This window comes from Pseudalkalibacillus sp. SCS-8, assembly GCF_040126055.1.
Taxonomy (GTDB): domain Bacteria; phylum Bacillota; class Bacilli; order Bacillales; family Fictibacillaceae; genus Pseudalkalibacillus; species Pseudalkalibacillus nanhaiensis.
The window spans coordinates 1,836,540-1,850,871 of sequence record NZ_CP143541.1; the positions used below are offsets into that span (position 1 = coordinate 1,836,540).

Genomic DNA, 14,332 nt, shown 5'->3' on the forward strand with positions numbered 1-14,332 from the left:
CATATAACGGGAAACAACCCTTTCATGCTGATGAATCTTTTTTGCCGTTCATCCGTACATTAAATGGAAGAGGGTTGGACGTACAGGATATAAGCACGTCGATCTTCATCGATTTCAGCAGCAACCTTTTCATATTCATTACCCTGCAATTGGATATAATCAGATCCAATGTAACCGAGAACCTCTTCGTGGTTTTGACACGCAATGGTGTGAAGAATAGGGGAATCAACATATTCTTTCCATTCGCGAAGTTCAAGTGTGACATATTCATAAGTAGGCGCATCGTCAAATACTTCTTCTTTTGAGTCAATCGATAGGTAGATGACGAACAAGTCGGATTCATATGCTGTGGAGGTCTTCGAGTAGATTTGGTTGTTCTTAATATAAAAATCACACATTCGTCGAGCGAAAAGCTCGCCTGTGGTCAAACCTTCGTAATGATAGAGAGCTGGAAAGCCGTTTCTTTCATCGAATAGCCGATATTCCAATCGATCTGTGAGTGTATTCATTGCATTCACCACCATAGTAGAGATAGTAAGATTATATAAGAGGAGGGAACCTGATGAAAGGGTCAAAAACAAAAAAACTCATGACAGGGGTATTATCCACTGTCGTAGCGTCATCCATGACAGGATGCAGTCAACAAAGCCTTCCACCTGAACCTGATGATCCAGATTGCAATGAGTGGGAATGGGAAGCAGATGAGGGTGTATATGAATGCGAAGATCGGGATTCAGATTATTATGGGCATTACTTCTATGCAGGCAAGTATTATAAAACGAAAAATCTATTGAAGAAAAGCTCTGCCTATAAGAAATATCGTTCCAGCAAAAGCTTTAAAGGTGGATTCGGATCCGGTTCAAAAGGAGGGTTCGGCGGATAATCGTGTTTGATCAAGAGCGTCATAACAAAGAACGTGATCAATTTTACAAACAATTCGATGAATTTTGGGCTGATTTAAATGGAGAAGAATATGCGTTATATGATTGTTATGGGATGACAAGAGGCGAAATTGATGAAATTCGAAATGTGACAGAAAAGGTCGGGCAAATTTATATAAAAATAGCTGGTTTGTTACGCAACCTTGACGACGAAACGTTGTTACAACTTGATCTTCCAGAGGAAGTACTTCCATTTATCCGCATGAAAAGCCTTGCAGCAGAGATGTTGATAGCAAGGGTGGATCTTGTGAAAACATCTGAAGGTTTGAAAGTGCTGGAAGTGAACGCAGATACGCCGACTTTTGAAAAAGAGGTATTCTGTATAAACCGTCAAGCAGCAAGCCATTTTGGTTTTGCAGATCCGAACGATGGGTTTGAGGAAAGACTTGCAGAGACGATACATATGACCGTAATAAAAAGCATCCAAGCCCAACATAAACCTGCCGACGCAAATATCGTATTTACCTCCCATGAAGACCATGAAGAAGATCGATTGACCTCACGTTATCTGATGGAAATCAGCCAGCTGGAAGCACGATATGTCCCTCTTCATAAGCTACAGTTCTGGAAGGAAGGTGAAACGAGCCTTTTACTAGATGATCGGGGTGAACCGATCGATGTATTGTTCAGACAAACATATCCATTAGAACATCTTATTGATGATCGAGATCCAATGACCGGAGAGCGTATTGGAATTGACCTGTTGAGGCTCATCCATGACAAAAGCGTCATCTGTTTCAATCCTTTGTCAGCATTCCTTCTCCAATCGAAGGCGGTCCAGGCTGTCATTTGGGGACTTCATGAAGAACAGCATCCTTTCTTCGATAACGAGGAACATGATTGGATTCACAGCTATTTCTTACCGACATACCTGGATGAATCCCCATTTCTCGAGAAGGGACTTCCGTTTGTGAAAAAACCAAGCTATGGGCGGGAAGGGGATACAGTAGAAGTCTTTGATGGTGAAGGTAACTTGCGAAATGCAGATGAGAACAAAACCTATCATGATTCAACCCCTGTCTATCAGCAATATGTGCCATTACCATCAACAACCATCAAAACGACAAAAGGATTACAGGTCGGGCACCTCTTGATCGGCAGTTTTTTGATAAAAGGGAAAGCAAGTGCCATCGGGCTACGAGCAGGAAACGAAATCACGGATAACAAAGCGTACTTTTTGCCTTTAGGTATGAAAGGATAATAAAAGAAAGGATGACGTTGAATGGAACTATTATGGAACTTTTTGACCTACTTCATTGTAGGCTTAGGACTTTTGATTGTTGGAATATTACTATTTGAAGTAACGACTAAAAATAAAGAATTTAAATTGATTGCAGAAGGAAACAAAGCTGCAGCCTATGCGCTGGGAGGAAAGGTCATCGGGCTTTCAATTGTCCTTTATGCTTCAATTGCGAACTCCATCAGTCTTTACGATATGGTGGTTTGGGGAGCTGTTGCCATTGTCGTTCAAATCCTGGCATTCTATATCATTGAATGGTTGACACCGAAATTCCATATTACGAAAGCGATTGATGAAGATAATCAAGCAGTCGGGCTGTTCTTGCTGTTTGTCTCCATCGCACTCGGACTTACGATTGCAGGCTCCTTAACGTATTGATTCCATATTTCAAATCCTTGCTTCCTCTATGTGTATGATATATCATTACCGCGTAAAAGATAGAACTATCATAAAGATTGAGGGGTAAGTAAAAGATGACGTTAAAAGCGAAAAGTGTAAGAGAGTCAAGGACTGTAAAGAGCAGTCACGTACTGCCTCCAGATACGAATACACATGGTACATTATTCGGTGGTAAATTGATGGCCTACATTGATGATGTAGCGGCTATTGCTGCAACCCGTCATGCACGTCAACATGTGGTTACTGCTTCTAGTGATTCGGTTGACTTTCTGCATCCGATAAAGGAGGGATATTCCGTATGCCTTGAAGCCTTCGTTTCTTGGACACATCGTACGTCAATGGAGGTTTTTGTAAAGGTCGTTTCGGAAAACCTGCTGACTGGAGAGCGGAAGTTATGTGCTTTATCTTTCCTGACTTTCGTTGCAGTCGATGAGAACAGTAAGCCGGCTCCTGTTCCTGGTGTCATACCTGAAACAGAGGAGGAAAAGTGGTTATTTGATGGTGCCCCGAAGAGAGCAGAACGAAGAAGGAAGCGAAGAGACGAAAGTAAGCAGCTGGCTCAAAAATTCGGTACTGAAAAACCGTGGGAAACAACATAACCAAAAGAAGGTGACCTAATCGGTCACCTTCTTTTTACTTCATCTTAATTGAGGCTTTTCTTTCAATGCAGGAAGGATGTCCATCCTTTCAATTTCTTTCTTCGTATTGGACGTTCCTAACGTATAGATCCACTTATAAATTTCGAGCAACTTGGAATATGTGACTTGTCGATCCTGATCCACTTCAGATTCTTTAAAGTGAGCTAAGGACCAGAAATCCTCTTTCTCCGCATCTTCAGACGAATTGAAATCTTCGACAGCAGCTTTGAAATAATATAATTCTTCATCGGTCGCTTCAATTTCAAACAATTGCAATTGTGCATCAGTCTTCATAGGGTATAGGTCACCTTTTGGAGATACAAAATACGTATTCCGTTCTTTCAAGTCAACCACCTCTTTAGTAAATGTCTTATACATACAAGTTCCACATTAGCCGGAAAACGAAACGTTCACCGTACATCTGAGTATAATCGACATCAAATCAAATATATTGACAAAAAAACAGAATTTTTACAAAAATGAGCAGGTGAAATGCGGTATTTGTCTAATAATGTATAAAGAATAAAACCAGTGAGGTATCCGTATGTATTCCAATCGTAAAATGACTTCTCAAACTCAAACCCATGATTTACAGCAACTGCTTCAATCATCCATGTATCAGACCTTATTCGAATTGAATGATGATGCGATTTGGGCCATCGATTTGGAAGGTATGATCATCAACGTAAATAAAGCCGGAAAATCCATTATGCGAAAGATGAAGGAGCATCCGGTTGCCCTAAATGAGTTGATTATTTTTCATGATGAAGAAACATTTTTTAATGGAATGCACCTACGTGACACACAAAGGTTGAAAGGGATTATCAAATCAGAAAGTAAAGACAACATGATCGATATAAGCAGTATACCGATTCTTTACGATGGAGAAGTGATCGGCAGATTTGTTCAAGCGAAGGCAGTGGATGATGAAATCTCTCAAAAGAACGATTCGAAGGTAGCCAACACATACTGGGAATCCTTCATTAACCATTCAGCAGATGCAATCGGGTTATTTGATCTAGACGGGAATATCATAAAGCTGAATCAAGCTACTGAAGACATTTTTCTTTATTCCAGGGAGGAGCTGATCGGCAGCAAAGTCGTTACGATTCCCGATGAATCCTATCGGAAAGAAGTCGAGTTCCTTCAACGAAAGGTGAAATCAGGCAAATCCGTTGTGGAATATGAAACTGTTCGAAAACGTAAGGATGGGAAGTTGATAGACGTCGCAATTACCTATTCGCCGATCTATGATGAAGATGGTGAAATGATCGGTATGGCCAACATTCTTCGGGATATAACAGAGCGTAAGAAATCTGAGCTTGAATTGAGGGAAAGTGAAGCGAAGTATCGTCTTATTGCTGAAAATACGGCAGATATGATCCGAGTCATCACGGTCGACAACGAAATCATCTATATCTCACCTTCCCATCAGATGATTCTCGGAAAAGAAGTGGAAGACTATCCATCAGGAGATGTATTCGCCAACGTCCATCCCGATGATCGAGAGGAACTCTCTACAAACTACAATGAAATGCTTCATAAGAAACAACCGATTAACATTGAATTCAGAGAACGGCACTCTAATGGAAATTGGATTCCTCTAGAAGCAAGATGTATGCCTGTCTTGAATAAGAAAAATGAAATCACCTCGATTGTCATGGTCGTACGAGATTTAACGGAGAGAAAGGACACTGAGGAACTGTTGCGGAATTCTGACAAGTTAGCTGTAGTAGGCCAATTAGCAGCAAGTATTGCCCACGAGATTCGTAACCCTTTGACCTCTCTTAAAGGATTTTTACAATACTTTCACTCGAACGGTGATGAACTGTCAAAGAATTATTACGAGCTCATGTTATCAGAAGTCGATCGGATTAACATGATTGTTAGTGAGTTCCTACTATTAGCTAAGCCACAAGTTTCAAAATTCAAAGAAACACAGCTTGATCATATGTTGACGCATGTGTTGACCTTGATTGACAGCCAGGCTCTAATGGAAGGGATCGAGGTGAATGTTGATATGGATGAGGATTTGCCTGCTATATTTTGTGATGAAAATCAATTGAAACAAGTATTATTGAACTATACGAAGAATGCGATTGAAGCATGTTCTTATGGCGGAAAAATCCAAATCTCTTTGCGTAAGAATCAGAAACATATCCATATCATTATTGAAGATAACGGTTGTGGGATATCTGAGGATGACCTGGATAAGATCGGGACACCCTTTTTTACGACGAAAGACAACGGAACAGGACTTGGTCTGATGATCAGCAAGAAAATCATTTCCAATCATGATGGAACGGTCACGTTTGAGAGCGAAATTGATAAAGGCACAAAAGTGACAATCTCATTACCCTATCAGTAATGAATTCGGTGATTGTGGTGGGGGCAGGTGATGGGGATAAAAATGAAAAGGTTGACCGATTGGACTTTGTTTCCAGACGGTCAACCTTTTTGTCATGTTATTCAAGTGGCTTCAGGTTTTCGGTTCCATCTAAGGACAAGATCATTTCTGTAATAAGTGCAATCTCATCCTCAATGTCTTGAAGACTTGCGGTCTCGACAGGGGAATGCATGTAGCGTAATGGAAGGGATACAAGGGAGATCGGTACACCTTTTCCGGTAAGGCGCATACGATCTGCGTCAGTTCCCGTCACACGTGGAGTCAGTTCATATTGAAGGGAAATGTTGGATTTACGCGCGGTCTCCTCAAGCAAATTATTAATTTTGAAGTGGATCGGAGCACCTTTTGCCAGTACAGGCCCGCCATCCAAACGAATATCGCCATGCTTGTTCTTATTAACACCTGGATAGTCGGTTGCAAATGTGACATCAATTGCCAATGCAAAGTCTGGTTGTACTTGCGAAGCGGCAAAATAAGCACCGCCCATGTTCGTCTCTTCATTCACTGTACTGACTGCATATATTCCGACCTTCGGATTCTTTTCAGAGAGTCTCTTAAGGACTTCGGCAACGATGAAAGCACCAGTCCTGTTATCGAGACCACGACCGCTTATCCGGTTGTTTAGGAGAAATTCTACACTCCGTTTATAGATGGCCAAGTCTCCGATTTGAACATATTCTTCCATTTCTTCTTTCGTCTTAGCTCCACAATCTATGTAAAGATCCTCAAATCCATAGTCATCACGAATCCCACCATGATGTTCGGCATTTACGCCAATGACACCTGTTATCGTCTGCTTGCTTCCAAGTATTTCGACTTTCATGCCGATGGCAGGTTTATGACTGATGCCTCCAAGCTTTGTAAAATGTAGAAACCCATTTTCATCAATGCGGTTGATCATAAAACCGATTTCATCACAATGACCAGCAAGGAGAACCTTGAATGGTGCATCAGGGTTTACAACACCGTACGCGTTACCGACGTTATCGGTTTCGATTTTATGTGCGAATGGTTGGACATAATCCATCCACTTTCGCTGAATCCCCATCTCAAATCCAGATGGTGAAGGGGTTGATAATAACTCTTTCAAAAATTGCTGTGAATTGTATTCCATATCGTACCTCCTCATATCAGTTATCCCCCTACCATCATAACTTTAAAATCGTTAAAACACAAAGCAGATCGTAACCACACACCCATTTTGACTTATCTGAGCGGTTGTCCGGAGCATGATGCGGTTTCTTTCATATCGTAATATGAACGTTTCTGGGATAAGGGGTGGGATAATGGAAGCGAAACCGTTGAAATATGTGGCAATCGGTGACTCATTGACTTTGGGAATCGGGTCTATGTTCCGACCGGATTTTGTAACACTATATATGCAATCCTTGGAAGCTGCCTGCAACCGGAAAGTTGAAAAGTCGACGTTTGCAAAAAATGGAGCGACCACAGCCAAGATACTCAGATTATGTGAAAAAAGAAAGGTAATCAAGGCTATAAAAGAGGCCGATGTCATTACAATAACAGCTGGTGGAAATGACTTGAAGAAAGTGGCTCGGAAATACATGACGTCGAAAGATCATACCATCATCAAGCGGGCTATCGAGAGGAGTATAAATAATATCCATAAGCTCCTTCAGGAAATCAAGTTTATCAAGAAGGGCCAAACAAAACCTTACTTCATTAGAATAGTGGGTCTTTATAATCCTTATCCGAAATTAGAATTCAGTGAAAAGTGGATTCGTTTATTCAATTCGAAAGTGAAAAAAGTGGAGACGGAACATATAAAGGTTGTTGATATATTTGATGTCTTCAAGAGTGAGGGAAGGAGAGTACTATCATTCGATGGTCTACATCCGAATAAGGATGGGTATAAAATGATCGCGGAAGCCCTAGATAAAAAAGGTTATTTACCATTAACAGATGAAAATCTACGAAATGAACCATTTCCTTATCAAAAAAGCTGATAAAAATCAAAGCCGCAAGGCAATCGATTTTTACCAGCATTCAAACATATCAAGATGCAACAATGGCATCCGATTGTGCTTTACTGATTTCAATATGATGAATGGTAATTTCAGGTCTTGAACCAACGCGGATGTTTACACCGGTTTGCCCCAAACCTTCACTGATATAAAATGGTTTATCATGCATATATAATAATCCCTTGACCATATTCATCCGAGCCAACTTCCCCATCTTTACTAGATGATAAGGTTTCGGCCAATGAATCTGGCCATTATGAAAATGACCGGAGAGTAAATAATCAAACTGGGTCGAATTCATTTCCAGAACGACATTCGGGTCATGTGTCAAAACAAGGTTGTAATCAGAATCCTTTAATCCGTCATAGGAAGCAGTCAAATTACTATTTCCAGTTCCGTAATCATCAATTCCGATTATGTTCATCTTAACACCGTTCATTACGATCTGTTTATGCTCATTTCGTAAGGTTATACAACCATGGTTTTGCAACGTTTTTTCCAACTGCTCGAAATGTTTCCCTTTCAATACATAATCATGATTGCCGAATACGGCATAGATGCCATGTTTGGGATTGAGCTTTTGAAAGATATCGAGATAGGATGGAAGCTTCTTTAATGTGCGTTTCCGATCCAAGAAATCACCTGTTAATGCAATCAAATCAATTGGTTCCTCTTTTAAACGATCATATAGCTCTTCCGGACTTACTGAGATGTTCTCCAAATGCATATCAGAAATTTGCAGAACATTCAATCCGGTAAGTGGTTTTGCCTGTTTTTTCTTTATGTGTACCTTTTCCAATTTGATATCTTTCGTGTTCTTGTGGGCTTTGAGCAATGCAACGATTATACCGAGAAAAAATAAAAAAGCAATTACGTACAAGCCAATCCCCTCCCACATACAATTATAGGAAAATGAGAGAGAATTGGAACCGGTAAATGCTGGGATAACCTTATTTATTCAGTTTATAACGCTGACAAAGCTGATTCTTCGACATCATTAAATATTGAGGTTCTTTATTGAATAATCGTTTGTTTCCACTCCTGGTCAACAATGATATAGGCAGCAACGCAGATAGTTTGAACAGCTTATACCATCGATTATGAATCGAGTGCGGCTCGAACCCAAGCTTCCTACACCCTTTATTCAATAATGTAATGCCGATGATTCCTTTTATTCTGTCGTGTTGATGGTGAGTCTCCAAGTATTCCGCTACATAGGGTAACGACGACTGGATCTTTTTATATAAATAGATGACTTTCTGGAAGTCATTTTCGATATTGTAGATGTCTTTCAAGATACGGACATTATGCAGATGGATCTTAACCAGTACATCATTTTTCTTGATCTGTGTCCCATCAGAAAGTACGATTGTTCTTCCTTTATAACGAGTTAATCGGACACGAAAGATACATTCACTCGCACCTTCTTTTCGATCTAGATAAGTAAGCCGTGTGACCATGTAATAGACAGGATCCAACAAGCTCCAAACTGTTATCGCATAACCTCTGATGAACTCCATATTCGTTACTCCTTTTACAAATTAAGCTTTCTCGTCATTATTGTTCTCCGCACAACCTCTCTGTAAAAGAGGTAATAACAGGATAAAGAACCACCTGTATGAATTGACGATATTCACCAAACAATAAAGGAAAAATGGGTTGGTGGAGATGAAGAGAGCTCTGATCATGCCATTACTGAAAATGAATTCCGGTCATCATCATGTGGCAGATAGTGTCGTACAAGTAATAAGTGATCATTACAAGTGTGAAAAGATCGAACTTCTTTCTTATACGTTCGGTAAGGGTGAATCCATCCTTTCCAACGTGTATTTGAAGTGGATCACATTCAGTCCCTCATTTTACAGCTCTGTATACAGACGAATTGCACTTCCATCCAAAGAAGGAAGTGTGCCGTTCAAGTTTTATGAAAAGCTCTTTTTGAACAACATGCGAAAAATCCTCATGGAGTACCAACCGGATCTTGTCATCTGTACACATGCCTTGCCATCCTTTCTATTGCAAAGCATGAAAAGGAGAGGAGAAACCCACGTTCCCGTGCTGAACATTTATACAGATTACTTCATTAATGATCTTTGGGGAACAGATGGAATCGACCTGCATTTCATCCCAGATGAACCGTTTGTTGAACGCTTGAAAAAAAAGAACGTTCCAGAAGCAAATATCATGACGACTGGAATACCGACGGATCCAGCAATAGGTACAGTTGACCGGAGAACACATAAAAACAAGGCTAAATATAAAATAATCATCTCTGGGGGATCTCAAGGAACTGGAAGGATCGAACGGTTCATTCATATGTTAAAACCTGGCGGACGTATCGATTATAGGGTACTTTGTGGAAAGAATAAGAAGCTGTACGAAAACATCAAACAAATGAACAACAGAAATATCCAAGCCCATTCTTACATCGAGGACAAAAGTGAACTGAATGATCTTTATGAAGAAGCGGATGGAATCATATCCAAGCCTGGGGGTGTGACAGTTACAGAAGGCTTGATGAAACGACTCCCAACGTTTATTTATGACTTCTTGCCTGGTCAAGAAGAATATAATTTCATCTACCTACAACAGCAAAACCTGGTACAAGATTTAAGGGATTGGAGATGGATTGAGGAACAACTTGTCCAATTCTTAGATGATGGAAAATCATTTGAAGCACTTCAAGATGCGATAGAGGACTATCATACCCGACGGACGACTCAAGAGATTTTACAAACTATATCGAACAGTATCAGCAATCATGAAAGAGAGAAGATTAATGCTAAGTGAAGAGAAAGGTTGGATTTGATGAAAATTTTCAGGGCTAGAGGAATGATAGTAGTGTTTACAGCAATCCTGCTCCTTTCGGGATGTAAAGAGGAACCTCAATCAGAATCGAAGAATACGATATCGACAAAGGAACTATCGACAGCTGAATCCACATCGATTGAGAAAGAAATCAAAAAGATGAAGGGCGTTTCTGATTTAAGATTCATTCATTCCAAAGACAAACTGCTCGTAGCCATTAAAGTTACGAATATGGATCGGTTACAGCTTGATAAGATCCAGAAAAAGGTGAAAAAGAAGATGAATTCGGAATACCCAGAGATGGATATTACGGTTTCAGCAGATAAGAAAATCTTTATGAAGATAGAAGAACTAGAGGCGAAACATGCTAAGAAGAAAATGTCCGAAAGGGATATCCATAAAAAAATCGTGTCATTGATTAAACTTTCAAAGGATGAAGGTTGATCGAAAAATATTATGTAAACAAAAAGTCCATTCTACATAAGATCTCAAAATACGCTTCAATAGCGTATAGAGGGACAAGTGATAGAAGGGGCTTTTTCTTATGGGGATTGTTTTACAACTTATAAAATATACTGCACCTATCATAGTATTGATTGCATTTTTCGTGCTTGGGGACCATCTCAGTCATGAACCAGAGGAGATAAGAAACTGGATCATGTCCTCAGGTGTATTTGCACCAATCTTTTATGTCCTGGTTTGTGCGATCAGACCTTTTTTCTTTTTTCCATTCCTCATTCTAACGGTTACAGGTGGTTTGGTATTCGGTCCCATCCTAGGAATCATCCTCACGACCGTTGGAGGAGTAATCGGGGCATCATTCTCATTTATTGTGGCTAGAAAATACGGAGATTCCTTGAAAATGAGGAAACGGGAAAGATGGCGCCGTCTCGAAAAGAGAATCGAACAAAAAGGATTCCAATATATCTTAATTTTACGTGTATTTCCGTTTTTGAATTTTGATCTAGTAAGTTACGCATCCGGATTGTCATCTGTTCGTTTTAAACCTTTCTTCCTTGGTACTTTATTTGGCATGTTACCCGGAACGATTGGATTGAATTTGATCGGCGATTCCATCGTCAGTGGTGAGTACATTCGTATGCTAGCTTTTTTAGCAGTATTCATGATCATTGGCTTTTTAGCCTACAGATTGGTTCGAAAATGGAAAAGATGACCAAGAAGTGGCGGTCATCTTAATGGATTACATTCGTTTCCCAAGTAGAAAGATCATAATATCCTGAGTCGATTTTTCTCTTTTCACGGTTCAGCAAGCAATATAGTTCCTGTGGGATATCAGGAGTAAGTTTATGATTCAGGTCCATTGAATCGTCAGGCGAGTACACGAGGATTGAAAAAAGCTTCCTGTTGAGCATATCCATCCCTGTTATGGTGATGAAATGGAGGTCCCTTGTGCGGAATGTATAGAAAATACGGTATAATTCCATTGTTATCATCCTTTTTACAACTCATTATCGCCAATAGTCAAACCCCGCATACAAAGTAAAGACGAAAGGAGCTCTGCACATGCAGTATGAATTTATCATGACGATTCCTTACCGTAATGCTGATTTGTTTATGGAAAAGCTTGCGGTGGGAGGATACTATAACACATATTATGATCAGCCAATCAACGTTTCAAAAAGTGATAATGGTTACGAATATACTGTGGAACAAGAAGATTTAGTGGATTTACATATCATCATTAAAACGGAATCGCCCTCCAACATGACAAAACAATTAGCAGATTTACTTAACCAGGATCCTGAGAAAATAGAATTTAACCCTTATGAACTGGAAGATTGGCAGCAAGCGTTTCCGCGTATTGAAGTGAACGAAGAGTGGGAAATCATCACCCAGCAGAATGAACCCACACCGGGGAAAAAACAACTTTTCTTAGAATCCATGGGTGGATTCGGAACAGGGGCCCATGAAACGACGAAAGATTGTTTGCGTGTGATTTTTAATGAGGATTTCACGTCGAAAACGGTGATGGACATCGGGACAGGCTCTGGGATTCTGAGTATTGCAGCAGCAAAAATGAATGCTCGAAGGGTGATCGCATTTGATGTGCAACCAAGTGGAAGAGAAGTACATGAAAATGCGAGACTCAATGCAGTAGATTATATAGAGGTCCATCAGAAGGACCTGATTGGGGAAGAAATAGAGTGTGGAATCAATCCAGATTGGGTCTTTATCAATATCGGTATGGAAGAGACGATTCAAATTCTAGAGAGACAACAATTCTTTAACCATACTGTTGAAAACTTCCTCATTTCAGGTTTGGTCGAATGGAGTCATGAAAAAGTCATTGCGTATTTCAGACGCAATAGATATGAGATTGTGCAAAAGAGAATGAATGAAGAATGGGTCACACTCCATTTTAAGAAAGGTCAGGGTGGATAACATTCCCTTTACAAGACCGATCGACTTTCTGTTATATTCTCATAGAGATGAAGTAGTTATGGGGGTATATCAATCGGTATGAAGTTGATCTTATTCGTCATCAGTCAGGCTTCCATCATATTTGGAGGCGTACTCTTGATGTATTGGTTCCTCTTTACGGATGAGGGGAAACGATTTTGGAGAACAAAACTGAAGAACTTGAATATGCAGCCTTTGGATGAGGAAGAGAAGGAAATTCATCCGAAGGGATTGAAGGATTTTACGAGGATCATCCAGAACAGCTCCATACTATTGAAGCTAGCTCTAGGGTCCTGGGGAGTCTTTTTTATCACATTCATCATGATGATCCTTTACGCAATTTTGACGTAATATGTGATTTAGTGGATTGAATGTGAAAGGCCCTATAAAGGGCCTTTTTTTATTGACCAAAACGATTCAGTTTTTCATAAAACTCCTTTAGGAATTCAAAGAATATCTGTTCTGATGGGGCCAGTTCCCGATTTTTCGGTATGATGATTCCTACCGTCCGTTTCACATTCGGTTCGATCACCTCAATTGCGACAGTATCGCGATCTGGCCGTTCATGAAGGGTGATTTCAGGTAATAGGCTTACACCAAGACCTGCTGATACGAGACCCTTGATTGTATCCACATCTTCTCCTTCAAAAGCAATTCTTGGGTTGTATCCGACCTGCTGGCAAGCCCTCATCACAAGATCTCTTAAAACATATCCTGATCGGAACATAACAAATGGGTCGTGACGAAGCTGACCTAACCGCAAATGAAGTTCACCAGCCAATTCATGTTGAGCTGGAAGAAGTGCCAGAACCTTTTCAGTGAACAAAATGTGCCCTTTTACATCGGTTTGTTTACCAGGTACAGGGGAAACAAAGGCGAGATCGATATGGCCTTGAATAACGGCAGTAGTCAATTCACTAACCGTACCCTGTCTTAATTGGAATCCGATCTGAGGGTGCTCTTTTCGGAATGCTGAAATGACAGAAGGGAGCGTCTTGGCAGCAAGGCTGGTCGGGAAGCCGAGACGAATCGTTCCGGTTTCTGGATTGAGGAATTCATAAACCTCTTGTTTTGCCTTTTCAATCTCTAATACCGCTAATTGAGCACGCTCTAAGAATATCCTGCCGACTGGCGTCAGTCTTATGTTTCTCCCTTCCCGGAAGAACAACTTCACCCCAAGCTCCTCCTCCAGATTGGCAATTTGTCGACTTACAGCTGATTGCGCAACGTGCAAAGACGCTGCTGCATCACTTACATGTTCCATTTCTGCAACTTTAATAAAATAATTGATTTGTCTTAGTTCCATCATATCAACCCTTGTAAGCGCTTAATCTCAAAATGAGATCAATTCGATCTAATTTATATATTGAAAGCATAACAGAAAACCCATAGTATTAAAACTAACCTTTTGTCAGAAATTTTCGAACGATTAGCAGAGTCCGGACCGTTTCTCCATTCATGGGTTCGGGTATATCTGATTTACGATAAATGCT

General features: G+C 40.3%; 18 protein-coding genes. 11 read left to right on the plus strand and 7 right to left on the minus strand.

Features of this window, described 5'->3' with window-relative positions; genetic code table 11:
* Window positions 1-59 precede the first annotated feature (59 nt).
* Window positions 60-509, minus strand: a complete 450-nt coding sequence (locus tag V1497_RS09505; RefSeq protein WP_349407324.1) for a hypothetical protein — start codon at window positions 507-509, stop codon at window positions 60-62.
* Window positions 510-562: 53 nt separating this feature from the next.
* Here V1497_RS09505 and V1497_RS09510 point away from each other — a divergent pair, with 53 nt between their 5' ends.
* The 4 genes from V1497_RS09510 (at window position 563) to V1497_RS09525 (ending at window position 3,179) form a co-directional block, all read left to right on the plus strand.
* Window positions 563-883 carry a hypothetical protein gene (locus V1497_RS09510; RefSeq protein ID WP_349407325.1) on the plus strand — a complete coding sequence of 107 codons (321 nt, stop codon included), beginning with the start codon at window positions 563-565 and terminating at the stop codon, window positions 881-883.
* A 2-nt stretch (window positions 884-885) separates the two neighbouring features.
* Complete coding sequence (locus V1497_RS09515; protein ID WP_349407326.1) at window positions 886-2,142, plus strand: glutathionylspermidine synthase family protein; 1,257 nt, start codon at window positions 886-888, stop codon at window positions 2,140-2,142.
* A 21-nt stretch (window positions 2,143-2,163) separates the two neighbouring features.
* The gene (locus V1497_RS09520; protein ID WP_349407327.1) at window positions 2,164-2,559 is read left to right on the plus strand and encodes a DUF350 domain-containing protein; all 396 of its coding nucleotides are present in this window, start codon (window positions 2,164-2,166) and stop codon (window positions 2,557-2,559) included.
* A gap of 95 nt (window positions 2,560-2,654) precedes the next feature.
* On the plus strand, window positions 2,655-3,179 hold the full coding sequence (locus V1497_RS09525; RefSeq protein ID WP_349407328.1) for an acyl-CoA thioesterase: 525 nt from the start codon (window positions 2,655-2,657) through the stop codon (window positions 3,177-3,179).
* A gap of 39 nt (window positions 3,180-3,218) precedes the next feature.
* On the opposite strand, the gene V1497_RS09530 is transcribed toward V1497_RS09525, so the two are convergent.
* Window positions 3,219-3,596, minus strand: coding sequence for a hypothetical protein (locus V1497_RS09530; RefSeq protein ID WP_349407329.1), 378 nt, complete (start codon window positions 3,594-3,596; stop codon window positions 3,219-3,221).
* A gap of 166 nt (window positions 3,597-3,762) precedes the next feature.
* Between V1497_RS09530 and V1497_RS09535 the strand changes: the two genes are divergently transcribed.
* A complete protein-coding gene (locus V1497_RS09535; protein ID WP_349407330.1) occupies window positions 3,763-5,586 on the plus strand; it encodes a PAS domain S-box protein in 1,824 nt (607 codons plus the stop codon).
* A 97-nt stretch (window positions 5,587-5,683) separates the two neighbouring features.
* On the opposite strand, the gene V1497_RS09540 is transcribed toward V1497_RS09535, so the two are convergent.
* Complete coding sequence (locus V1497_RS09540) at window positions 5,684-6,739, minus strand: M20/M25/M40 family metallo-hydrolase (protein WP_349407331.1); 1,056 nt, start codon at window positions 6,737-6,739, stop codon at window positions 5,684-5,686.
* Window positions 6,740-6,911: 172 nt separating this feature from the next.
* Between V1497_RS09540 and V1497_RS09545 the strand changes: the two genes are divergently transcribed.
* The gene (locus V1497_RS09545; RefSeq protein ID WP_349407332.1) at window positions 6,912-7,592 is read left to right on the plus strand and encodes a GDSL-type esterase/lipase family protein; all 681 of its coding nucleotides are present in this window, start codon (window positions 6,912-6,914) and stop codon (window positions 7,590-7,592) included.
* Between the two features lie 49 nt (window positions 7,593-7,641).
* Here the strand turns inward: V1497_RS09545 and V1497_RS09550 are convergent, their stop codons facing one another.
* Both V1497_RS09550 and V1497_RS09555 read right to left on the minus strand, forming a co-directional pair.
* Entirely contained in the window at window positions 7,642-8,490 is an 849-nt protein-coding gene (locus V1497_RS09550) for a metallophosphoesterase (protein ID WP_349407333.1), read from the minus strand.
* 70 nt (window positions 8,491-8,560) lie between these two features.
* Window positions 8,561-9,130, minus strand: a complete 570-nt coding sequence (locus V1497_RS09555; protein WP_349407334.1) for a YkoP family protein — start codon at window positions 9,128-9,130, stop codon at window positions 8,561-8,563.
* Window positions 9,131-9,278: 148 nt separating this feature from the next.
* Between V1497_RS09555 and V1497_RS09560 the strand changes: the two genes are divergently transcribed.
* From V1497_RS09560 to V1497_RS09570, 3 genes are all read left to right on the plus strand, one after another.
* Entirely contained in the window at window positions 9,279-10,400 is a 1,122-nt protein-coding gene (locus tag V1497_RS09560) for an MGDG synthase family glycosyltransferase (protein ID WP_349410785.1), read from the plus strand.
* Window positions 10,401-10,442: 42 nt separating this feature from the next.
* Window positions 10,443-10,862 (plus strand): YhcN/YlaJ family sporulation lipoprotein, encoded by a 420-nt coding sequence (locus V1497_RS09565; protein WP_349407335.1) that lies wholly within the window; start codon window positions 10,443-10,445, stop codon window positions 10,860-10,862.
* 100 nt (window positions 10,863-10,962) lie between these two features.
* Complete coding sequence (locus V1497_RS09570) at window positions 10,963-11,592, plus strand: TVP38/TMEM64 family protein (protein ID WP_349407336.1); 630 nt, start codon at window positions 10,963-10,965, stop codon at window positions 11,590-11,592.
* Window positions 11,593-11,611: 19 nt separating this feature from the next.
* On the opposite strand, the gene V1497_RS09575 is transcribed toward V1497_RS09570, so the two are convergent.
* The gene (locus V1497_RS09575) at window positions 11,612-11,863 is read right to left on the minus strand and encodes a hypothetical protein (protein WP_349407337.1); all 252 of its coding nucleotides are present in this window, start codon (window positions 11,861-11,863) and stop codon (window positions 11,612-11,614) included.
* 79 nt (window positions 11,864-11,942) lie between these two features.
* Between V1497_RS09575 and V1497_RS09580 the strand changes: the two genes are divergently transcribed.
* Window positions 11,943-12,821: a 50S ribosomal protein L11 methyltransferase gene (locus V1497_RS09580; RefSeq protein WP_349407338.1), complete on the plus strand. Its 879-nt coding sequence runs from the start codon at window positions 11,943-11,945 to the stop codon at window positions 12,819-12,821.
* Between the two features lie 78 nt (window positions 12,822-12,899).
* The gene (locus tag V1497_RS09585) at window positions 12,900-13,190 is read left to right on the plus strand and encodes a hypothetical protein (protein ID WP_349407339.1); all 291 of its coding nucleotides are present in this window, start codon (window positions 12,900-12,902) and stop codon (window positions 13,188-13,190) included.
* Between the two features lie 49 nt (window positions 13,191-13,239).
* On the opposite strand, the gene V1497_RS09590 is transcribed toward V1497_RS09585, so the two are convergent.
* Window positions 13,240-14,145 (minus strand): LysR family transcriptional regulator, encoded by a 906-nt coding sequence (locus tag V1497_RS09590; protein ID WP_349410786.1) that lies wholly within the window; start codon window positions 14,143-14,145, stop codon window positions 13,240-13,242.
* Between the last annotated feature and the right edge of the window lie 187 nt (window positions 14,146-14,332).